The organism is Bacillus nakamurai (assembly GCF_001584325.1).
GTDB classification, from domain to species: domain Bacteria; phylum Bacillota; class Bacilli; order Bacillales; family Bacillaceae; genus Bacillus; species Bacillus nakamurai.
The window spans coordinates 418,057-439,797 of sequence record NZ_LSAZ01000041.1; the positions used below are offsets into that span (position 1 = coordinate 418,057).

22 protein-coding genes and 4 pseudogenes are annotated in these 21,741 nt (G+C 39.7%); 15 read left to right on the forward strand and 11 right to left on the reverse strand.

Features of this window, described 5'->3' with window-relative positions:
- Window positions 1–30: 30 nt before the first annotated feature.
- Window positions 31–234 carry a tyrosine-type recombinase/integrase gene (locus AXI59_RS19535; protein WP_420806864.1) on the reverse strand — a complete coding sequence of 68 codons (204 nt, stop codon included), beginning with the start codon at window positions 232–234 and terminating at the stop codon, window positions 31–33.
- 176 nt (window positions 235–410) lie between these two features.
- On the opposite strand from AXI59_RS19535, the pseudogene AXI59_RS16955 reads away from it, so the two are divergent.
- A pseudogene (locus AXI59_RS16955) lies at window positions 411–722 on the forward strand (T7SS effector LXG polymorphic toxin); the annotation flags it as partial.
- A gap of 721 nt (window positions 723–1,443) precedes the next feature.
- Here the strand turns inward: AXI59_RS16955 and AXI59_RS20930 are convergent.
- Window positions 1,444–1,512: pseudogene (locus AXI59_RS20930) on the reverse strand (YjcZ family sporulation protein); the annotation flags it as partial.
- 651 nt (window positions 1,513–2,163) lie between these two features.
- Between AXI59_RS20930 and AXI59_RS19545 the strand changes: the two are divergent.
- Window positions 2,164–2,256 (forward strand): annotated as a pseudogene (locus tag AXI59_RS19545) (YjcZ family sporulation protein); the annotation flags it as partial.
- A 219-nt stretch (window positions 2,257–2,475) separates the two neighbouring features.
- On the opposite strand, the pseudogene adhP reads toward AXI59_RS19545, so the two are convergent.
- The 3 genes and pseudogenes from adhP to AXI59_RS16965 form a co-directional block, all read right to left on the reverse strand.
- Window positions 2,476–2,583 (reverse strand): annotated as a pseudogene (adhP, locus tag AXI59_RS19555) (alcohol dehydrogenase AdhP); the annotation flags it as partial.
- A gap of 210 nt (window positions 2,584–2,793) precedes the next feature.
- The gene (locus tag AXI59_RS16960) at window positions 2,794–2,916 is read right to left on the reverse strand and encodes a PhrK family phosphatase-inhibitory pheromone (protein ID WP_061520796.1); all 123 of its coding nucleotides are present in this window, start codon (window positions 2,914–2,916) and stop codon (window positions 2,794–2,796) included.
- Window positions 2,913–4,028, reverse strand: a complete 1,116-nt coding sequence (locus AXI59_RS16965; protein ID WP_061528794.1) for a Rap family tetratricopeptide repeat protein — start codon at window positions 4,026–4,028, stop codon at window positions 2,913–2,915. Before AXI59_RS16965 ends, AXI59_RS16960 begins: the two co-directional genes overlap by 4 nt.
- Before the next feature lie 804 nt (window positions 4,029–4,832).
- Between AXI59_RS16965 and AXI59_RS16970 the strand changes: the two genes are divergently transcribed.
- Window positions 4,833–6,734 (forward strand): endonuclease MutS2, encoded by a 1,902-nt coding sequence (locus tag AXI59_RS16970; RefSeq protein ID WP_061528795.1) that lies wholly within the window; start codon window positions 4,833–4,835, stop codon window positions 6,732–6,734.
- A gap of 1,332 nt (window positions 6,735–8,066) precedes the next feature.
- On the forward strand, window positions 8,067–8,222 hold the full coding sequence (locus AXI59_RS19860; protein ID WP_240491530.1) for a DUF3221 domain-containing protein: 156 nt from the start codon (window positions 8,067–8,069) through the stop codon (window positions 8,220–8,222).
- 85 nt (window positions 8,223–8,307) lie between these two features.
- On the opposite strand, the gene AXI59_RS16985 is transcribed toward AXI59_RS19860, so the two are convergent.
- Window positions 8,308–10,728, reverse strand: a complete 2,421-nt coding sequence (locus tag AXI59_RS16985) for a peptidase G2 autoproteolytic cleavage domain-containing protein (protein ID WP_061528796.1) — start codon at window positions 10,726–10,728, stop codon at window positions 8,308–8,310.
- 312 nt (window positions 10,729–11,040) lie between these two features.
- Here AXI59_RS16985 and AXI59_RS16990 point away from each other — a divergent pair, with 312 nt between their 5' ends.
- Together AXI59_RS16990 and AXI59_RS16995 are read left to right on the forward strand one after the other, a co-directional pair.
- The gene (locus AXI59_RS16990) at window positions 11,041–11,280 is read left to right on the forward strand and encodes a TM2 domain-containing protein (RefSeq protein ID WP_061528797.1); all 240 of its coding nucleotides are present in this window, start codon (window positions 11,041–11,043) and stop codon (window positions 11,278–11,280) included.
- A 186-nt stretch (window positions 11,281–11,466) separates the two neighbouring features.
- Window positions 11,467–11,901, forward strand: coding sequence for a dUTP diphosphatase (locus tag AXI59_RS16995; RefSeq protein ID WP_061520801.1), 435 nt, complete (start codon window positions 11,467–11,469; stop codon window positions 11,899–11,901).
- A 649-nt stretch (window positions 11,902–12,550) separates the two neighbouring features.
- Here the strand turns inward: AXI59_RS16995 and AXI59_RS17010 are convergent.
- Complete coding sequence (locus AXI59_RS17010; protein ID WP_061528800.1) at window positions 12,551–12,736, reverse strand: DUF4177 domain-containing protein; 186 nt, start codon at window positions 12,734–12,736, stop codon at window positions 12,551–12,553.
- Window positions 12,737–12,975: 239 nt separating this feature from the next.
- Between AXI59_RS17010 and AXI59_RS17015 the strand changes: the two genes are divergently transcribed.
- The 3 genes from AXI59_RS17015 (at window position 12,976) to AXI59_RS17020 (ending at window position 14,872) form a co-directional block, all read left to right on the forward strand.
- Complete coding sequence (locus tag AXI59_RS17015) at window positions 12,976–13,800, forward strand: poly-gamma-glutamate hydrolase family protein (protein ID WP_061528801.1); 825 nt, start codon at window positions 12,976–12,978, stop codon at window positions 13,798–13,800.
- 108 nt (window positions 13,801–13,908) lie between these two features.
- Window positions 13,909–14,055 (forward strand): hypothetical protein, encoded by a 147-nt coding sequence (locus AXI59_RS20090; protein ID WP_167348388.1) that lies wholly within the window; start codon window positions 13,909–13,911, stop codon window positions 14,053–14,055.
- Window positions 14,042–14,872 carry a prohibitin family protein gene (locus AXI59_RS17020; RefSeq protein WP_061520805.1) on the forward strand — a complete coding sequence of 277 codons (831 nt, stop codon included), beginning with the start codon at window positions 14,042–14,044 and terminating at the stop codon, window positions 14,870–14,872. Before AXI59_RS20090 ends, AXI59_RS17020 begins: the two co-directional genes overlap by 14 nt.
- A gap of 29 nt (window positions 14,873–14,901) precedes the next feature.
- Here AXI59_RS17020 and AXI59_RS17025 read toward each other — a convergent pair whose 3' ends face one another.
- From AXI59_RS17025 to AXI59_RS17035, 3 genes are read right to left on the reverse strand one after another with little or no spacing between them, the layout of a single operon-like run.
- Complete coding sequence (locus AXI59_RS17025; protein ID WP_061528802.1) at window positions 14,902–15,351, reverse strand: YndM family protein; 450 nt, start codon at window positions 15,349–15,351, stop codon at window positions 14,902–14,904.
- A 47-nt stretch (window positions 15,352–15,398) separates the two neighbouring features.
- On the reverse strand, window positions 15,399–15,698 hold the full coding sequence (locus tag AXI59_RS17030) for a spore coat protein (protein WP_061528803.1): 300 nt from the start codon (window positions 15,696–15,698) through the stop codon (window positions 15,399–15,401).
- On the reverse strand, window positions 15,691–15,900 hold the full coding sequence (locus AXI59_RS17035) for a hypothetical protein (RefSeq protein WP_061521241.1): 210 nt from the start codon (window positions 15,898–15,900) through the stop codon (window positions 15,691–15,693). Before AXI59_RS17035 ends, AXI59_RS17030 begins: the two co-directional genes overlap by 8 nt.
- Window positions 15,901–16,049: 149 nt before the next feature.
- Between AXI59_RS17035 and AXI59_RS17040 the strand changes: the two genes are divergently transcribed.
- The gene (locus tag AXI59_RS17040) at window positions 16,050–16,478 is read left to right on the forward strand and encodes a hypothetical protein (RefSeq protein ID WP_061528804.1); all 429 of its coding nucleotides are present in this window, start codon (window positions 16,050–16,052) and stop codon (window positions 16,476–16,478) included.
- A 371-nt stretch (window positions 16,479–16,849) separates the two neighbouring features.
- Here AXI59_RS17040 and lexA read toward each other — a convergent pair whose 3' ends face one another.
- Complete coding sequence (lexA, locus tag AXI59_RS17045; RefSeq protein ID WP_061521240.1) at window positions 16,850–17,470, reverse strand: transcriptional repressor LexA; 621 nt, start codon at window positions 17,468–17,470, stop codon at window positions 16,850–16,852.
- 156 nt (window positions 17,471–17,626) lie between these two features.
- Between lexA and yneA the strand changes: the two genes are divergently transcribed.
- The 5 genes from yneA (at window position 17,627) to sirA (ending at window position 21,678) form a co-directional block, all read left to right on the forward strand.
- Entirely contained in the window at window positions 17,627–17,938 is a 312-nt protein-coding gene (yneA, locus tag AXI59_RS17050) for a cell division suppressor protein YneA (RefSeq protein ID WP_061521239.1), read from the forward strand.
- Window positions 17,939–17,953: 15 nt separating this feature from the next.
- Window positions 17,954–18,604, forward strand: a complete 651-nt coding sequence (locus AXI59_RS17055; protein ID WP_061528805.1) for a YneB family resolvase-like protein — start codon at window positions 17,954–17,956, stop codon at window positions 18,602–18,604.
- Between the two features lie 68 nt (window positions 18,605–18,672).
- Window positions 18,673–18,906 carry a DUF896 domain-containing protein gene (locus AXI59_RS17060; protein WP_061528806.1) on the forward strand — a complete coding sequence of 78 codons (234 nt, stop codon included), beginning with the start codon at window positions 18,673–18,675 and terminating at the stop codon, window positions 18,904–18,906.
- Window positions 18,907–19,074: 168 nt separating this feature from the next.
- Entirely contained in the window at window positions 19,075–21,078 is a 2,004-nt protein-coding gene (gene tkt / locus AXI59_RS17065; protein WP_061528865.1) for a transketolase, read from the forward strand.
- Window positions 21,079–21,231: 153 nt separating this feature from the next.
- Window positions 21,232–21,678 (forward strand): sporulation inhibitor of replication protein SirA, encoded by a 447-nt coding sequence (gene sirA / locus AXI59_RS17070; protein ID WP_061521234.1) that lies wholly within the window; start codon window positions 21,232–21,234, stop codon window positions 21,676–21,678.
- Window positions 21,679–21,741: the final 63 nt, after the last annotated feature.

Below are 21,741 nucleotides of genomic sequence, written 5' to 3' on the forward strand. Positions count from 1 at the left end.
CCATTTGACCACCAAAAATGATAAAAAAATTTAAGACATGAGAGAGTTCATATAATCTTCGTAACCATCAACTGACGAATTTTCAAGTTTCTCTGAGATATGTGAGTAAACGTCAGAAGTGATGGTTATATTTTTATGTCCAAGTCTTTCTTGTACAAATTTCATTGTTGCCCCAGATTCAAGAAGAAGGACAGCATGAGTATGTCTTAAACCATGTATCGGCATTTTGTCCAACCCAGCCTTACCGTCCTCTCTACAAAAAACAGATCTAATTCATGTTCATAAACCTCGTTAAAAACTATTCTATTAATCATTTAAATAATTCATATGAGCTGTTAACTCTCTTGATAATGAGTTGCTGATTTTTATTCTTCTTTCCGATTCATATGTATTAGTTTCCCCCAAAAACATCCTCGGTAGAGCACGAACTGATTCATTCACATCATAAGTCGAAGGAAATCATGCAGGAACAGCAAAATGAAATCAGGAACATACTAAATGAAATTAGAAATATTGTTCCGCTTGATGTTTTCTCAACGGATAGTGTCGATCAGCAACTTGATTCAGCTGACAAAAAGCGGAATGACACCATACATAAACTAGGCAAACTAGATCACGATTTAACCGCAGAATACGCAGAAACAGAAGCAAATGAACAGTTCATCCAAGCCGACTTCCAGCAGCTCCAAAACGCCACAGGCAAAGGGAGAAGCGCAACGCCGTAATAAATGACGAAAAAAAAGGATATCAACATAGATACTCCTTGATCAATCAATATTGATATCCACACATTTTAAGACAACAATTTTTTCTTTTGGCTCTCATAATGTTAGCCAGGACTTGGCCTAGTGGGTGAATAACCCGTGAAGGTTCAAGTCCTCTCGGCCGCATCAATGATACCAAGGGTTGTAGACCCCTGGTATTTTTTTATGTCCTCTTTTCTGTTTGAAGCTTACTCCTTTTTATTCACTCGTTAAAATAATTCATCCAACTTATCAGCAGTCTCTTTTTGTTAACTTTTTAAAAGGGGAGGGAATCCTTTTTTAAAATACCAAGATAATAATGAGAAAACTTAAAAGAGCCCGTAGGCCCCCTGAAAACATTAGTAAAATAATTCACTTAATAAAATCTGCGTCTTCTTCTTTCGAATTCAAAAGGGAAAAATTCTCTTCTTCTTTCGAATTCAAAAGGGAAAAATTCTCTTCTTCTAAAGTCGTCACGAAAAAATCGGTCTCTTCCACGGAATCCAAAAAAAGGCATTTGGTTTTCCTCCTTTCAAGGTTATAAGTTATTAGACGCGATTTGCTCCACAGGCGTTCAACAACCTACAATGATTAGTAGAACAAATATTACAATGACTAAACCTGAGTCCTTATCCATCATTCATATCATCATTTGTGAAAATTAATTAGATCTTGTTAACACTCTATTCATCATAACTCTTCAGATCACCGCACCAATAATAAATAGAATGAACAAGACAACGATTAATGCAAAGCTACTGCGACTACCCTACTCATCGTATCCGTAGAGTCACCGCCTGTTGGAGTAAATCACAGAATATTTTATGTGTAGATCAACAAAATAGATTGGACGAACTCTTTAGTTATTATAAAATTCCACGTTATAACAATCTGGATGAACGTGGCACCAGTCACATGTGCATAGCTACACAATTATTGCGAGGATTATTTATAAACCCCAAACAGTGCCCATTTTGTGCCCAAAGTTTTTTGATGTTTGAAAATAGAGGACATTTGGTATGAGAAATAGACTTTTCCAACTTTTTGCACTCCTTATTATTTGTTTTAAATTGTCTTATACTGCGCTTGGAAATCATGAATATTTCCGTTGATTATAATTTTCCTCTAACTCTTCATAAGCAGCTTTGAATGGTGATATAACTTCCTGCTCTCAACCTGCAAATATTTAAAGTCGGTTACATCTCCTTTCTTGTAAACCCTCTCTACATAAACAGTTTCGTTTGGATCCAACTTCAGTAGACGCTCAACCTTGATTTTGGCATTTGTCACTCCTTATTTATATCTTTCTTTGAATTTGGTTATCACTTTACATAGACTAAACAATCATTTTAAGATCAACTAGACTAGCATCCCTCTCGAATTTGCTCATTCAGCATATCATGTACTATCCTCTTTTAAGGGAGGTGAGTATATGGGCGGCTCCTTCGCATTCGTTGTGGTGCTGTTTATCTTATTAGTCATCGTTGGAACATCTTTCTTCGGTGGCTATTAAGACCTCTCCTTATCAAACGCCATGTAGTATTACCTCCATGTTCGGAGAGACGCCATGTGAAATTTCATATGGCGTTTTTTCATGTTGATTTTGAAGCTTACATTGAACTATTTTTTCCAATAAGGATTACGTACTCCCTCCCATCTTTTAGAGTTAATCCATTCAGATGAAACAGGTTTAAAATCAGTGTTCTCTACACTCACACATACGTGTGAAAGCGATTGCTTCTTCAGCCATTGCGCCATCAACTGTATAACCAGCATTTTTTACATCACGACACAGGGTTTCACGACCTGTTAAGCAATATTCACAGCGGCCGCAACTTTCAAGTGTTCAATTGTACTAGCTTTTTGGAATATTCATCAGATGTGGGGAATAGGAGGGAGGATGGAGAGGAATTGAGAAACCGAATACGGATTCAATGCGATATTACGTCTTATACTCCTGCAGGAACAGCATTGTATAGAGGCAGTTTGACAGGGGGGGACATAAAAAAAGCCCATCTCATTGGAGAAGGGCATGCAGCTTTAAAAATGTTCAGCCTCCGACCGGCCTTTCAGCTACCTGGATGTTAGATGGTGAATTTGAACTTTGTTGCAATAACGCTGCTCCACTCACAAGGATTGTTAAGATAGACACGCAAAGAACAAATTTTTTCATAAAATTCCCTCCACCTGTTTCATTTTGTGTTCAGCCCAAATTTTTTGATTGAAGAACGCAGCAGCTTCTTCAAAAGCACCCAATGACTCAAACCGTTTTGCAGCCACATAAGATAACTCATCAACACTCTCTAAATCATTTTCTTGTTTAAGATAACTTAGCTCGTCCATACACTTTTTAAAGTTATCCCTTGCATTGCCGCAATAAAGATTAAAAAGGATGCTTATTTTGGCTTCATATATTTTATTCTCCATATAAGCCAGTCTTTCCTTTGCCTGATTGTGAAAATTTAGTGCACTTTCATTTTCTCCAATTTTGAAAAGTTCTTTTATGATCATGAACATTGAATGAATGAAATACGAAGAATTTCTCCAATCTTCATTTTTGAGTGCTTTTTCAAGTGAGCCGATACACTTTTTAGATTTTCCCCAGTCTGAATATAGGATGCTTAAATTGTGATGCAATTGTGCTGCAAAGAAGTCATCGTTCAGTTCTTTTGCAAGATCAATTGCTTCAAAATAATAATCTTCAGCTTCTTCAAATTTGCCCATGTCAGCATAGTTAGTTGCTGCAATCATTGTAGATACAGCAAGTTTGCTTTTATAATCAGGTCTCAGTTTATAGATAGCTATTGCATTTTTTATGTAATGTTGAGAAATAATGCTCTGCTTTATAAGAGTGTAGAGGTAAGATATTTTTGAATAGAACTCAGCAACCTCAATTTCGTCAGGGATATCCGCAAGTTTTTTCTCTGCCAGTCCATACAGATTGATTGCTCGGTCATAGTTCTTATTATAAGCTTCATACATAGCTTCAAATAAATAAAAATTGTACTCAAGCTTATCATTTGTTTTCTTTATGAATTCTTGGTTGTCTTCTGTAAAATAAGTATGGCGGTGCAGCGGTTCGCCTCTTGATGAGTGCAATAACATTTTGTGCCTTTCTTCGAGTAAGCTATAATACGCAAGGACTTCTTGGTCTTCTTCCATATCATCAAACAAATTCTTTATTTTTGAGTAATACTCTTTTGATTCTTCAACCCTTTGCTTTTTTATTGCTATATACCAATCATTTAAAGCAGTAGCTACGACCTCAGAAGCGATCTTGCTCATTAAATAACCCCTCTTTCTAGAAAATTCAAAATAATCGACTGTGACTGTAGCACAATGATAACAATTTATGTAAGGCAATTAAAGGTTTTTCGATACAATAGTGCAATGTTTGCGGGATTTGCGGTCATTTTCAGACACCAAAAAACAACCCTGCTCATTTAATCACTCTGTCTTTTGATCCAAAAACTGAAGAGGAAATGCTTGATTGTACCGTCAAAACTTCATGTTAAATTAATTTCACTTTCAAACAAAAGAATGTCCGCGGCCTAACTTATGATATGTTAGGCAACCCACAAACAGATGTTGTCTGATCAGTTCGGCAGGCGAGTTTAGTTAAAGGATGATTACTTCCACCCGGTATTTTCAATGAAGGGACAAGAGCCTCTTTACATTTCAATTTCCATATGGTACCATAATTTGTGCCAATTAGATTTCAATGAAAGTAACTATAAATGAATGAGAGGTGCTTTTTGTGAGTGCGGTAGGTACTAAATAGGAAAAATTTATTGAAATAAATACGATAACAATAGAGGCTTGCTTTGCATGTATGCCTGTATTTTGTTATGGATTTATTTCGTGACCTATGAAGATACCTACAGTACTTTATAAAGCGTGTAATCATAAGGAGATGCTATGTTTTTATAGTTTATTTCTTTATGCATATTTGCTCATGCCTTGTAAAAAAAGCTGCGGTATCCCCGCAGCTTTTTTGCGTCTATTCTAAAAAAGGAACCATGGTTGAAATCTGATCGGCAGGTATCTTCATTTATGAGATGAATAAATCTATAGTGAGGAGAAGAGAAAGTGAATAATGCCACTTATGAGAAATTGGAATATAACGAGTTGAAACAAATCGTTAAATCTTATTGTGTCAGCGGATTAGGTAAACAATTACTGGATCAATTGAAGCCAAGTACAAATATAAAAGCAGTTAAAAACCGTTTAAATGAAACAACAGAGGCACGCGTAATCTTAGATACAGAAAGCCATGTACCGTTTTTAGGGGTCTCCAATATTGATAATACAATACGAAATCTTGAAAAAGGATTGATATTGGGTCCGAGTGAGCTTGTAAGTATATCGGATTTTTTAAGAGGCTGTAGAAAAATTAAAAAATTCATGTTGGGTAAGGAGTTTTTGGCACCGGTATTAGCTTCTTATGCAAAGTCAATGACGGAATTTAAAAGTGTGGAAGAAGAAATTAATTTTTCAATTAAGGGAAACAGTGTAGATTCCGCCGCGAGCAAAGAATTAAAGCGGATACGAAGCAGCATAGAAGCAGTTGAAGAAAAAATTAATGAGCGCTTAAACAAATTTTTAAAGAGCAGCACCAATCAAAAATATATTCAAGAATTTTTTATTAGTAAGAAAGATGATCGATATACAATTCCGATTAAGGCTTCTTACAAAAATCAAGTGCCAGGTACAATAATTGAAGTCTCTTCTAAAGGTTCCACAGTGTTTATAGAGCCAAATACAGTTGCAAAATTAACCGGGGAACTTGCAAGTCTGAAAGCTGAAGAAGCGGTGATAGAATATCAAATATTAGCGACTTTATCAGGAATGATCTTAGAGAGCATGAATGAAATTAAGATAAACATCGATCTTATTAGTCAATATGATATGGTGTTTGCAAAGGCAAAATTCAGCAAACATATTGGCGGGATAGAACCAAAGTTAAATGATTACGGATACATTAAATTGGTTAATTGTATACATCCGCTTTTAACTGGGGAACCTGTACCGCTTCATTTTGAAATCGGAAAAGATTATCGCAGCTTGATTATCACCGGCCCAAATGCCGGGGGGAAAACGATTGTTCTAAAAACAATTGGCTTATTAACATTAGCAACACTATCAGGTTTTCATATTACCGCAGACAAGGAAACGGAAATAGCGGTATTTGAAAATATTTTTGCAGACATTGGAGATAATCAAAGTATGGAAAATGCGCTAAGTACATTTTCATCACACATGAAAAACCTTTCAGATATTATGAGAGCGTCAAATAATAATACTCTTTTACTATTTGATGAAATTGGAAGCGGTACAGAGCCGAATGAAGGAGCGGCACTTGCAATTTCTATTTTAGAAGAATTTTACCATATGGGATGTATTACAATAGCAACAACTCATTATGGCGAGATTAAACGTTTTTCAGAAATGCACAATGATTTTATGAACGCAGCAATGCGATTTAATAGTGAAACATTGGAACCAATGTATACATTAATGATCGGAAAATCAGGGGAAAGTAACGCCCTTTGGATTTCCAGAAAAATGAATGTCCATGAAAATGTTCTGCAGCGAGCGAAAGATTATATGGAAAACAAAGAATATCATTTAGACCGTGTTAATGAGGACAAAATAAGGAAACCTAAAATAGTGAAAGAAAAAAATCAAGACAGACATGAATATAAAAAAGGGGACCGCGTGAAATTATTGGACCATGATGACTTCGGACTTGTTTATAAAGAAATGGATCATTTCTATAATATTGTTGTGTTTTATAGAGGGGAGTTTATGGAAGTAAATGTTAAATGTATTTCCCTGGAAACATCGGCAAAGGAATTATACCCGGAAGGATACGATCTGGAAACATTGTTTACAGATTATAGCACCCGAAAAATGCATCATGATATAGAACGGGGTTCGAAAAAAGCATTAAAGAAGATACAAAAAGAAATACGAAAGAAGAAAGGTTAAAAGGGGTACTATCATTAGACAGGAACACCCAAAAGCTGTAATGAGAAATCCCTTGAGAATAAAGGGGAGCCGTCTATTCTAAACGCCCTATCCAAAATCCGGATAGGGCTTATTTTGGTGATTCAGATAAAAGGGGATAGTGAGTTTACTTCTGTAGTGCAACCTTTTTTACTTGTCTAATTTTATCTAAAAGGTATTAGTAATTTCCAGAAGTAATCGATGAAACTTGTCCGCTCCATGAACTGCCATTACCCATGAAATAATTAGTTAAATTGATTGTCAAGGGATTACTTGAGGAATTGCTCAATGTAATAGAGTACCCTCTATAATAATCGTATTGATAAAGTGTAACATAAGACGAAGAAGCTATCTGAAGAGAAGCGATTTTAAAATTAGGTCCCCAATATAAGCTTACACTAGGTACTGAAGTTCCAGAAGCCATGCCTGCATAATATCCGCCTTGTCCATTAAAACCATCAGGGTGATCAAAGAAATAATCGGCTCCTGAAGTGAAATAATTGATAAGGGAAGTTTATTTTTGCGGGGCATACTGAGGCGCAGCTGGACAATGATATATACGGCCATAATGAAAGCCAATTTGATTTAAAGCGGTAGTATTACGAAAATGGTTTACGTATCAAGCAGTTTATCTATGTATACTTACTGCAATGCCTTAGCGTTTAAATGAACAGTTTGGGGATACGGATAGAAAACATCCGGGCTGCGATTGGGAACTGAGACTGTGTTTTATGAAAGAAAGACCCGGCGATTAACCGGGTCAAAACATCATGATGAGTCATGAAAGGGAGCTTATTTACAATTATTACGATTACAGTTCCTCTTATATTCAACAATATAATCGTACTTATCATCATGCTTGTTACGGGTCGTATACATCTTATCTTTCTCATGATGTTTTTTGTTATCATCGTAGTCCTTCTTGTAAAACGTTATTTTACCAGAGAAATATACTTCTTTATATTTTTTGTACTCGCCCATACTTATCCCTCCTTTTCTTCCTGATCGATAATATTATATGAATGAAGGAGTGTTTAGCATGGAGCAATGTAATGGAAACACAAAAAAGGGCTGTCTGATGAATGAAAAGGAATTTCATCATTCACCTTAATAGCGAATCATTGAATATCCTGCGTTAGCAGATTCATTTGGGAGAGGGCAGGGATTTGCGTAAAGACTTTCTAGTGCTTTTGATTGCATGCAGCATTGTTTCAGGATGTCAGGGTGATGATACTAAAGACCATAACCGGGCAATTTTGTTACGGAAAAAAGGGAATAGTAAAGACTATGCTCACCTTACAGAACGAGAGATGATTGATCAGTACAGATCTGATATTTGTTTTACTGGGGCTGAGTAAAATTGACAGCAAAGAAAAGCTGAAAAAAGGGCAAAAAATACGTGCCTGGTATCAGGTCTTAAAAGAGTCTTCTCCGCCTGAAACAGCAATTTCCAAATTTGAAATTCTATAAAAATATGAAAGCTGCAATTGAATTACGTATAAAAAACAGGCAGCATCAGCCCTGATGCAGGGATGATGAGCCTGAAATTTAACCATTATCTGATAACCGCAAGAGCAATGCCGTATCCTTTTTCAGGAGTGTATAAGGCAGTTATTTTCATCACTTTCCAGTCTCCTTCGGCTGCTTTTGTCCCGATCCCATTATGGGCCGTAATATAATCTCCTTGACTGACCGTTTGGTCGATCCGCACATAATGCCGCCCGACAAGCCCGACGACGTGCCATTCGTCTCTTAGAGCACGTGAATGATAATCGGCCTCAAGCGCCGGGTCGTAGTCCGGATTTTGTTTTGGCATGCGTATCGTTTCACCGGTTTCCTCATCAGTCACATTTTCATATATGAAGCCGCCAAACTCGTTTGTTAAATAGCGGCCCTGCCAGACAAAGCTGGATGCGCCTGACACAAAAGCCGCCGTTTCTGAAATTACTCCAAGCATATAGTCTCCGACGTGAGCCGGTTCGATTTTTTCGCCCCTTACCGTGACGATCGTTCCGGCAGGGATTACCTGCCCGGTTGAACTCTCAAAATACTCTCCGTAGCCTGTTAAGGAGGAGGTGATTGCTCCGGCAAATGTTCCGTTTCCTCCGGCAGAGTCGAGTTTCCATTTGATGGACTGATGGCCTCCGGCTACTGTATACGGCTCTTCCAATGTTATGCTTTCAGATGACAGAATCGTTCTGGATACGTTGCTGCCTGTAATGTGTGCGTTGTTTGAAGCGGCGATTAAGGCTCTGGAACCTTCCGTACTGGAACCTCCTGAGGCGCTGATAATCGCATTTCTTTCTCCTTTCGCCATAATGTCTCCGGTACCTGCGATTACGGCGCTTGTTGGGTCGAACGCAAATCCGGAGCTCGTCGCAAGCTGGGCGCCTCCCTTTAAATTGACCGGAATTTGCTCGTAAGTTTGGCCTTTAATAGATGCCGCAGCGCTGTAGCCTTCTGCATGCACTCCGAGAATGACCGCCTGACTGTTAGGGGTTTGGATTCCGACAGAACCTCCGTCTCCGATCATCGTTCCGTTTATAATATTCACATGATAAAGACCGCCGCCGATCGAAATTCCTTTAGGGGAGGATTGATAAATATCAAAGTTGGAAATTTTAACATAATCGGTCTTGTTCGATCCGCCCGATAAATTAATATCGACGCCCGCCTGTTTAAATCCGCGAATTTTAATGCCGTTAATCGTAATATTTTGACTGCGGTACTGCAGGGCTACGACAGGGTTTCCGCCATAGTCATATGCGGGATCGCCAATGGCTGTGAACCCGCTTATATTGACGTTTTTATATGCTGAAATCACCAATGCTCTCGGTGTCACGCTCTCGTATAAAGAGTTGAAGACCGGTTCAATCGCCGAGCAATCGGTGAGTGTAACATCGTAAGCTGTGGTGCTTTCAGGGTCTGAGGCTTGGTGATGGCCGATATGCCGAATATCATATGCGCGAACATCACGATAGGAAACATGGCCGATGATATGAACGTTTTGAGAGGCCGGCCATAGACTGTGAGCTTTGACTTCTACTCCGCGGATGTTTCCGCTCGTATAGTTATTCAATAGCCATACATGTTTAGAACCGTCGTCAACTTCAATCCCGTTAGAGTTTGCACTGCCTTCAGCGTGCTCTGTGCCGCGCGGGTTTCCGGAGTGGCAGTTAGAAATAAAGATGTATTCACTGTAATGGGTGGTAATGCCATCGTCACCTGCCCCGTATGCCACACAGTTATCAATCCATATATAACGGCAGCCGTCTTTTGTCCAGTCGGTATCAGGCAAATGGTCGTATGTCGGCGAAGTAATATCAATGCCGTGAAGACCTGCGTTAATGACTTCGACATCTTTAATCCAGCCATATTCAACTTTGGCAAACGTTAAACAGCTGGAAAACTGTCCTCCGGGGTTTCTGACACCGCATTGTCTATCCGGGTTCCAATCTAATGACATCCCCTGGACAAAAATATTGCGGTTTCCATTTTGATAATCATCATTTGTGATGACCCATTCATATGCGGGGGCATCTTCATGAAGTTTAATAGTAGTAATGCCTTTGCCTTGTCCGGAAATCGTTGTCCAGGACGGAAGTTTAATCCCCTGAACCAAAAATTCACCGGCGGGAACGTTCACTTTGACACGCCCATTTCCGATGGCTTTCTGAAAAGCTTCGGTATTGTCCCTGCCGTCAGGAACAGCTCCGAAATCTTCAACATTGACTTCACGGGTGATTTTACTCATCAGCTTATCGTATTCTTTATCAAGCCGTTCTTTTAAAAGTGAGGTGACCACTCCTTCCGCCGTCACCCGTGCATCCGCGATCTCAAGATTTTGATCGGTAACAGAATGCTTAATAAAATTCTGCATCCTTGCCTTGAGATGTTCAAATTCAGAAGAATGCTCTGGGTGAGACTGCATTTTGGCGTTTAAAGACGGATCAGGATAGTTTTTAAATTGAACCATTCTAAAGACACCTCTTTCTTTTGATATAAGCGCTGGCTCAGACAGGATCGGAAAGAGTCTTGCCGCCTTTTGCGCTTACCCTTCAAATTCTTTATCTGCGACTCAAATTCCTTTTAAAACCAGATCGAATTTTGAGAAATGTCATCTCTCAAATTCATTTTTTTCTCTTTTAACATGAATGACTTCAAGAATGGTAAAATAGTATAGAAAAACCCGGAAAATATTCAATAATTTTCACACTCTATAGAGAAATTGTATTATAATTAGACCTGTCGTACCGACAGTGGCGATAAAAAGAAAGAGGAGGACGTTATGGTAAGTAAGAAAAGCAGGATTGTTGCTGCATTATTAGCATTTTTTCTAGGAGGATTCGGCATTCATAAGTTTTATTTAGGAAGAGTCGGACAAGGGATACTTTATCTGTTGTTTTGCTGGACTTCGATTCCCTCGATTATTGCATTTATTGAATTTATTATTTATCTGTGCGGAAGCGAAGAAGCGTTTGATCAAAAGTATAATTTTTATTACTTTCAACAGCAATCGAAAGCCTGACAACAGAAGAAGGGGAGCATTCCCCTTTCTTTCAGTTCGCCATTTCAACACCCCCACAAAACCTTTCTCCAGTCATATCCACACAAAAGGCTGAAATCCTGTATAATTTAAATGGTATGATTGTTCAAGGAAATGATCATCGTACGACTGAAATAATCGAAATAGGAATCAAAAGGAGTAACGAATATGACATTACAGATTAAAATTAAATACGCAGACGATACACAAATCAGAATCAGCAAAATTGAACAGGGTGATTGGATTGATCTGCGGGCCGCAGAAGATGTAACAATCAAAAAAGATGAATTCAAACTTGTCCCGCTGGGAGTTGCAATGGAATTGCCCGAAGGCTATGAAGCCCATGTTGTGCCGCGTTCAAGTACATATAAACATTTCGGCGTCATTCAAACGAATTCAATGGGCGTCATTGATGAGTCTTATAAAGGAGATAATGATTTCTGGTTTTTCCCGGCTTATGCACTGCGTGACACGGAAATCACTAAAGGAGATCGTATTTGCCAGTTCAGAGTGATGAAAAAGATGCCGCAAGTGGAGCTGATTGAGGTAGAACACCTGGGAAATGATGACCGCGGCGGATTAGGTTCTACGGGGACTAAGTAAACAATTGGGCGAAAAGACTGCTTAAGAGCAGTCTTTTTTTCTTGCCATCTGGATAAAAGAAGGGATACATGAAAAAACGCCAAAAGAAAAAGCTGATACCGAAAGGATCATAACGATACCGGTGTATGCCCGTTTGCTTTGATCCAAACAGGGCTGAATACAAAAATAGATATTGTTCATATTTGAAAAAGAGGTTGCGGTTTTCCATCATCGTTTCACTTATGGTAATGAAGAAAAAATGAAGGGAAGAGGTAAGGGGGACAAATTTAAATCAAAAGAAAGCTGAGCAGACTGATTTTATTGCTGAGACCGGTTATGATGCCATAACAGTTATTTTTACCCGTCTTAAGCGGGCGGGAGCGCTTTATCCGAATAAAAGCGCATCGCCAGCCGGCTGTCAATATGAGATTTTGTTTCACTTTATGCTGGAGTATGCCATGGAGGCCGTCGGAAATCCTGAGCTGGCAGAGTATGAGGCAGCCAGCAAAATTGCGTTTTTTGAATATAAGGGCCGTTATGTTCAATTGATTTCAAATGGTACGTACATTTGTTTTCAGGAGCCTTCTGAGGAAACAGCCGCAAGGTTAAACCACACAGCGCTTGGCGTTTATGCCATTCCCTTTACAGACTTTATGAGAAGCGTAAAACGTCACGCATCTCGTTCAAAAATAATTTCAAAATAAGCCGCGGCCCCGTAACCGTCTATACTTGGAGCAAATATTTGAACAAGACGCCAGCCTTGCTTTGCATATTGGTGAATGATTTCCTGATAATTTTCTTTCGGTCTTCTTCTCATCGAGCTTAGTTCAACTTTTACGAATTCATATTCTTTCATATTAAAATCCTCCTTTTGTTTTCATACGAAACAAATGGGGGAGAGGTTTCGTTTTCATGAATGAACTGCAGCCTTTTCTAAATCAGAAAGGCTTTTTTGCGTTCTCTTTTGGGTCTAGAAACATGACACTTCTGATTGTGCGGGCGATGAGATGTTTTTTATTCTTCAAGATGAACGGAGCTCTTGTCCAACGTATATAATATTGTGACAAAAGTGTAAACAAAAGAAAGGGTGTTGTTATGGAAAAAAGGGTCCGAAGAACAATAAATGAAGGGTCTGACAAAGAGGCAGAGCAGAAGAAACCGACCAAAGTAACCCTGTTCTGCCGTTCGCTTCAAAGGCTGAAGCATTTGTATTGTAACATAAACATACAAATGCCATCAATAACCAAAAAAGGGATTTTAGTTTTAATTTTAACGTTTTTCCTCTTGCCGTTTTTAAGAGCTGATGCCCACGCAGATACTTACGGCAGCTTCGCGGAATTAAAACAAAATGAGGAGCCATCTGCTTTTTCAATTTCTACAAGAGAACATGATCACTCTATTTTAATATTGGTTATTCACGGCGGGGGGATAGAACCCGGCACCAGTGAATTAGCCAGAGAAATCGCGAAAAACCGCAGCATGTATTTGTTTGAAGGGTTAAAGTCTGCCGGAAATGCAAGTCTCCATTTGACCAGCTCCCATTTTGACGAACCTGAGGCTATTCAGATGGTGAAGGAGCATACAAGTGTTATTTCATTACATGGTTTTGGGAGCGATGATAAAAAAATAGAAATCGGCGGTACAGACAGAAAGCGGGCCGAACAACTGGCGGATGTACTGAAGCTGCACGGATTCCCGGCGGTTTTCCTGAGTCCGACTGATAAATACGCAGGAGTCAGTCCGAATAATCTGGCGAATCAATCCGTATCGGGACTCAGTATTCAAATAGAAATGAGTACGGGCTTCAGAAAATCTTTATTTGGGACATTTACTTTAAAAAGCAGGATGTCTACCCAAAACGCAACATTTTATCAATTTACGGAAACAATATCTGATTTTATTAATAACAATTACAAATAAGCTCTTCACATTTGCTGATGGGGCTTTTTCTTTTGAAAATCATGAAACTTTAAGTTCTTAAGATCGTATACATAAGTGAGAACAAGATGACGGAAAAGAGGTGTGCGAATGAAGGTCATTATCGGTTCTATTATTCTTCTTGTCATTATCGGATTCGGCTTATGGCTGATGCTGAGTCCTATATTTAAGCAGGTGGGAAGCGGAGCAAAAAAATTTAAAAAGTCGTGGGAGGAAGATCAGCATGAGCGAAAATAAGCGGAAAAACACAAAAAAAATAATCGGCGGTGTTATTGTAGGCGCAGCGCTTCTGATTGCAGGTGTCACAGCGTCATTATTCATTGAAAAAATACCAAACGGCTATGTCGGAGTCGTCTACTCACCGAATGGAGGAGTAAAATCAGATACTTTGGACCAAGGCTGGCACTTAGTCGGTTTATTTAATAAAGTAACGGAATATCCGGTGCGTATGCAAACGGTAAATAATGAAAATATAAAAGTAGCAACCTCTGACGGAAAAAATATTGAAATGGACATTGCTTATAACTATGTCGTGCAGCCGGATAAAGTTGTTGATCTGTTTAACAAATTCGGCGCGGTTGACGTTGAAACGATAGAAAATACATATTTAAAAACAAGACTGTGGGATGCGGCAAGAAAATCAATCAGCAAATACTCCGTCATTGATACATACGGGCAAAAATCCGCAGAAGCTGCTGCGGACGTTCAAAAAACCTTTGCAGATGATATGAAGGGCCTCGGATTTTTGATTGATGACTTAACACTCGGTGTACCGAAGCCGGATAAAGCGACGCAGGAAGCAATTGATGCCAGAGTAAAATCATCTCAGGAGCTTGAACGCACCCAAACTGAAATTAAAATAGCGGAAGCAGAGGCGAAAAAGAAAAAAATTGAGGCGGAAGGAATCGCTGATTATAACGAAATTATAAAGAAATCAATGTCTGATGAAATGATCAAATATAAATGGATTGAAAAATGGGACGGAAAAACCCCAAAAGCGACAGGCACAGACTCATTGCTGCAGCTGCCGTTAGATGATCAAGAGAAAAAATAAAAGGGAGAAGGAGGCGGTGCCTCCTTTTTTTATGTTTTTTCTTGATGATCATCTTCCGGCATTATTTCTTCAGACGCCTCCGTTTGATAGCGTAATAACGGGCGTTCTGTCTCTTTTGTGTCCTGGTAATCTTCCGGCAGCACATAAGTACTTAAATACCGGTGAAAAAAAGCTTCAAAGACAGAAATGCAAAGCGCTGAAATAACTGATGCCGCGGCCGGAGACACGCCGTAGCTACTTACGGTCATGAGAAAAATCCACAATATAATAAATGAAATGCCGAAATCAGCGATAACTGCTGTGAAATTGTTTGTTCTCGGAAGAATCATGCAATCACCGGAAAAATAGGTAATCAAACTTAAGAGCAATGTAATAAACAGAACGTTTAAAAAGGATACTTGGTACATACGGTCCAAAATAACATACAGTAACGCAAGAGTGAATGTCGTTTTAGAGGCGAAAGCAATCAAGTGTTTCATTTGAACCACCTTCGTTATGAGGTTTCGGCTGTACACAGCCGATTTGATTACATTTGCGGCAAGTCTTTTGCGGTTTCTGCCGCCTGCATATCAAGACCGATTTGCCTTGTTATATCGTGTGACTGATAAAAACCTTTTTCATCCATATAATTGTAAATCTGCTCATGTGTATCAATGGCATCATGTAAAAACTGCTGGAGTGTTTCCCGCACTTCAGGAGCAGCAGATTCAGTAATGGCAGCGGCAATGTTTCTGACGGCAGCCTTTGCCGTAATTAAAAAATCGGTCGCAAGCACTTGTTCAGTCATGCTGCCCATACCGGCAAGTTTCTGAAAAAATTCATTCAAGCGCCTCACCTCTTCCGGCCAATAAATGCTTCAGCTGATCAATCTGTGTTCTGGTGTTCGCAGCATCCTGTTCTAAAATTCCTTTTAAAGCATCATCCTGAACCAGCCCGGTCATCGTGGCCGATTTTGTTAAGCAAAGATTTTTAAAAACAAGCAATTCGTGAAGCTCTAACGTCTCATGCAGCCGATTCAAAACCTTCATTCCTTTCGTTTAGCATTGTTAAAACGTATTGTAAGCAAAACTGCATGGTTTAAACTGGTATTTTATGGATTTGTAAAGTATTTTTTGTGAAATGTGAATAGACATTATAAAACACACAAGTTAAAATATGTAAAAAAGGGGGATAGACATTGAAAAAAATATGGATAAGTATTGTTGTTTTTTTATTATGTTTTTGCGGAATACAGTCTGTTAAAGCTGCTACAACTGACTTCGGATTGAAAACGAGTTTTACATTGGATGGAGATGCTAAAGAGTTTTATATAGATGACCCCGGAGCTGTAACAGCTGACGATTATTTTTTAGGATACAAGTTCACCATTATGAATAATTCATCATGCGGGTTAAATATGAAGCTTCAGAGAATGGCATTGAACGGAAATTTTTATACATTAAGTTCTAAAAACTTCAGCGGCAGCTGGTTAAACCTCAGTGCTCAGGATAAAAAATCGATTGATCCATACCATCAATACAGAATATTAATCGAAAGCGCTTCAAACCTTTGTGAACCTGCTCATGTAAAGGGGTTTTACGGTGTGGGGTATTATCATTTTGATTAAAAAGAGGACGAAACCCGCTGTGAAAGCGGGATTTTTTATGTATACAATGTTTGCGCCGGATTAAATACTTATTGTACTATGTACTAAATTTTCAATGTTGTAAATAATCTGCCGCTCAATAAAAACTGTACAAATAATGATGAATGACCCCGACCAAATCCATAAAGTCTGCACTTTGGTAAAAAAGTTTCCTTAAAGAAACATTATTAGTTGATTTCAAAACCATAATGTTGGATAATAAGGATGTAAGCATGATGTAAGTTTTTCCTCCTTAGCAGGTTCGTTTCCAAGCCAGGGCGAACCTGCTTTTTTTTGACAATAAAAAAGCCCCTTTCTGAAAGGGGCTTTTAATAAATGTAAGTTTAGTAGAATCAATGAACGGTTCTGAATACGCCGATGACTTTTCCGAGAATACTTACATTCTGCAGGATAATCGGTTCCATCGTCGGATTTTCCGGCTGCAGACGCACGTAATTCTCTTCTTTATAGAAGCGCTTGACCGTCGCTTCATCATCCTCCGTCATAGCCACAACGATTTCACCGTTATTCGCCGTATTTTGCTGTTTGACAATGACGTAGTCTTTGTCAAAAATGCCGGCGTCAATCATACTTTCACCCATAATTTCTAACATAAACACATGTTCGCCCGGGGGAACCATACGATCCGGAAGAGGGAAATATTCGTCGATATTTTCAACGGCCGTAATCGGTATTCCAGCCGTTACTTTTCCGATAACGGGAACGTTTACGACCTGGCTTTTCGGAATTTGAACTTCTTCTTCATCTAATACCTCTATCGCTCTCGGTTTGGTAGGATCCCGTCTGATCAGGCCTTTTGTCTCTAACCGTGCCAAATGTCCGTGGACGGTTGAACTGGAGGCCAGTCCTACAGCTTCTCCAATCTCTCTTACAGAAGGCGGATACCCTTTAGTTTTAACTTCTTCTTTAATAAATCGCAGGATATCAAGTTGCCTTTTTGATAGCTTCGTCATTTTTCGCACCTCAAAACGTCGATTTTAAGTAGATTATAGCATGATTTTCCTGACAGTACAAACATAGGTTCGAAAAAAACGATTGACAGAAACGTTTGTTCGTATATACTGAATGATATGAAAAGCGAACAAACATTCTTATTGGAGGTTGTTTTGATGGCTAAAGAATCTATCATATTTGTCGGTCTGTTCACTGCGATTTTAGGCGCTGCTATTTTACTTGTCTCTTGTGCAGGCAATGATCAAGGGCTTGGCCAGTATGTTAAAATAAAAGTTCAGGACGGCGATACACTGTGGTCACTTGCTGATCATGTGGCTGAGAAGAAAAAGATTAATAAAGAGGATTTCATTGAATGGGTGACGGAGAATAATCATCTCCAAACCGCTGATATAAAACCGGGAGACGAGCTGATTCTTCCTTTGAAGAAAGAGCATCCGGCCGCGTATCAGCTGGCAATTGTCAAATAGAGAGGAAAGAGAGAAATGAAGGCGCTCATTTATGCCCGTGTAAGCACAAACAAAGAACAGCAGCAAACGTCTTTAAAAAGACAAGAAGAGGAGCTTAGTGAGATCGCAGCAGCAAACGGCATGGAAGTCGTAAAGGTCATTTCTGAAAAAGCCAGCGGTTATGAAATGGACCGTGACGGAGTATTTGAAATGCTTGACGAAATTAAAAAATCAAACATTGATGCGATATTGGTGCAAGACGAAACGAGGCTCGGGAGAGGAAATGCCAAAATCGCACTTTTGCACTGTATTTATAGAGAAAACGTAAAAATTTATACGACAGCTCACAAAGGAGAGCTTGAACTTTCAGAAGCTGATACGATGGTGCTTGAAATTGTCAGTATTGTTGAGGAATATCAAAGAAAGATTCACAATATGAAAATCAGGCGTGGAATGAAAAGAGCGGTCAAAAACGGCTATAAACCTGAGCGCAACTTAAAAAACAGACATGAAAACAGCGGGAAAGAAAAGATAGAGGTTCCTGTTTCAGAAATTGTCCGGCTCAGAGCCAACAAGCTCACCTTTGCAGAGATAGCAGCCACCTTAAGAGGTTTCGGCTATGATGTGTCAAAAGCAACGGTCCACCGGCGCTTTCAGGAATATAAGCAGGACAAAGAGGACAGCTGACGTGCATCGGTTGTAAAACACACCGTGATTTAGTAGTATATAATCAACACGCACCAAAGGAGTTTATTATGATTTCTAAAGAAAAAATTGCGAGAATTAACGAACTGGCTCACAAAGCAAAAGCAAACACGATAACAGATGAGGAAAAAGCGGAACAGCAAAAGCTTCGCCAGGAGTATCTGAAAGGCTTCCGCTCTTCAATGAAAAATACATTAAAAAGCGTAAAAATCATTGATCCGGAAGGAAATGACGTAACTCCAGAAAAATTAAAAAGAGAACAAAAAAATAACAAACTTCATTAAAAAAGAAAGAATACGGCAATATCGTATTCTTTTTTCGTATATACTAATACCAGGCCTTGCTTTACGACAAATTTCAACAAGTTTATCTCAAATTTAAGCTGAAAGAGTTGAGAAAAAGTCGGCATCGCTTTATGATGAAAGGGTACAACAATAAGGAAGGGGATTATGATGGATACAATTGAAAAGAAATCAGTTGCCACCATACGTACATTATCTATAGACGCTATTGAAAAAGCAAATTCAGGACATCCGGGCATGCCGATGGGGGCTGCGCCGATGGCATACACGTTATGGACGAATTTTATGAATGTGAATCCGCAGAATCCGAGCTGGTTTAACCGCGACCGCTTTGTATTATCTGCAGGGCACGGTTCAATGCTTTTATACAGCATGCTGCACTTGAGCGGATATGATCTCAGCATTGACGACCTCAAACAATTCCGCCAATGGGGAAGCAAAACACCTGGACATCCGGAGTTCGGGCATACAGCAGGTGTGGACGCAACGACTGGGCCTCTTGGTCAGGGTATCGCTATGGCAGTCGGAATGGCACTGGCTGAACGCCATTTGGCTGAAACATATAACCGTGATTCATTCAACGTGGTTGATCATTATACATACAGCATTTGCGGTGACGGCGACCTGATGGAAGGTATCTCTTCTGAAGCTGCTTCACTTGCAGGCCATCTTCAATTAGGCCGGCTTATCGTACTATACGATTCTAATGACATTTCTTTAGACGGCGATTTAGACCGCTCTTTCTCTGAAAATGTCAAACAGCGTTTTGAAGCAATGAATTGGGAAGTCCTTTATGTAGAGGACGGAAACAATATTAACGAATTGACGGCGGCGATTGAAAAAGCGCGCCAAAATGATAAAAAACCGACATTAATCGAAGTGAAAACAACAATCGGCTTCGGTTCTCCAAACCGCGCGGGCACATCTGGCGTTCACGGCGCTCCGTTAGGAAAAGAGGAGAGCAAGCTTACGAAAGAAGCATATGCTTGGACATTTGAAGAGGATTTCCATGTGCCTGAAGAAGTGTATGAGCATTTCCGTAAAGCTGTTAAAGAAGCTGGAGAGAAAAAAGAACAGGAATGGAATGAGCTGTTCGCCGCTTATAAAGAAAAATATCCTGAGCTTGCTGAAGAATTGTCACTCGGCATCAAAGGCGAGCTTCCGAAAGACTGGGATCAAGAAGTTCCGGTTTATGAAAAAGGAAGCAGCCTTGCTTCACGGGCATCTTCAGGTGAGGTGCTGAACGGCATCGCTAAAAAAGTTCCTTTCTTTGTCGGGGGATCTGCGGATCTTGCAGGCTCAAATAAAACGACAATAAAAAATGCGGGGGACTGTACGGCAAAAGACTACTCCGGCAAAAACTTCTGGTTCGGTGTTCGTGAATTTGCCATGGGAGCTGCCTTAAACGGAATGGCGCTTCACGGCGGCCTTCGCGTCTTCGGCGGTACATTCTTTGTATTCTCTGATTATTTAAGACCGGCCATTCGTCTTGCTTCTTTAATGGGGCTCCCTGTGACATACGTTTTCACACATGACAGCATTGCCGTAGGTGAGGACGGTCCGACTCACGAACCAATTGAGCAGCTTGCTTCTTTACGCGCACTTCCGAATCTTTCCGTTATCAGACCTGCAGATGGAAATGAGACAGCAGCTGCCTGGAAGCTCGCAGTTCAAAGCAAAGACCATCCGACGGCGCTTGTGCTGACACGTCAAAATCTGCCTACCATCGATCAGTCGGCTGATGAAGCGTCAGCAGGAGTAGAAAAAGGAGCATATGTCGTTTCTAAAGCTCAAACGGATTCACCGGATGCTCTTCTTTTAGCTACAGGATCTGAAGTCGGGCTTGCGATTGAAGCACAGGCGAAGCTTGCTGAAGATAACATTCAAGTATCAGTTGTCAGCATGCCGAGCTGGGATCGTTTTGAAAAACAATCAGCAGAGTACAAAAACAGCGTGCTTCCGCCGAATGTGACAAAACGTCTTGCGATTGAAATGGGATCTTCATTCGGATGGGGCAAATTTACCGGCCTTGATGGAGACGTTCTCGCAATTGACCGCTTTGGCGCTTCTGCTCCGGGAGAAACAATTATGAAGGAATATGGCTTTACAGCAGAAAACGTGGCTGACCGCGTGAAGAAACTAGTAAACAAATAAGCATGACAAAAGAGGATGAGTCAAATCATCCTCTTTTTCATGTATATACGACAAAAATAGAAGGGGCGCCATAACAGTAATAGACAATTCTTTCTTTTCTTCTTTTGTATAATAGAGAGCAATAAATGAAGTGCTGTAAAAGGGGATGAGGAAATGGAACGTCATTACTATACGTACCTGATCAAGGAAGAGTTTGCGAACCACTACTTTGGGCGGGAAACCGCTATGTTTGAGCTGTTTCAAGACTATCATTGGACAAATCTAACACCCCAGCAAAATCAGCTGCTTGAAAAGCAGATTCAATATATAACAGAACCGATCCCGGTTTTACATATGCATCAGCGCCTGCAGCTGCATTTAAGCCGTGTGAGTTACAGCCGTTTGGATTCGATTTACCGCCTGACTCTGCCGAAAGCAAAGGGCCATGCCTCTTTTATGATGAAAGAAAACTTGATTGAGATTGCAGCATCCGGAGATTATGAGGCGGAAACGATTTTCTTTGAGATTCTCCGCAAAATCAGTCCGTGCTTTCTTGCTATGGATTTTAAAACGCGGCGGTACGGGTGGTTAAATCCGGTCAAGGAAAGAAATTTTGTCTAAAACCGAGGAAAAAGAGATGTAAATGTTGTATAATAGCCTTTGGTTTAGTACACTTTAAACTAG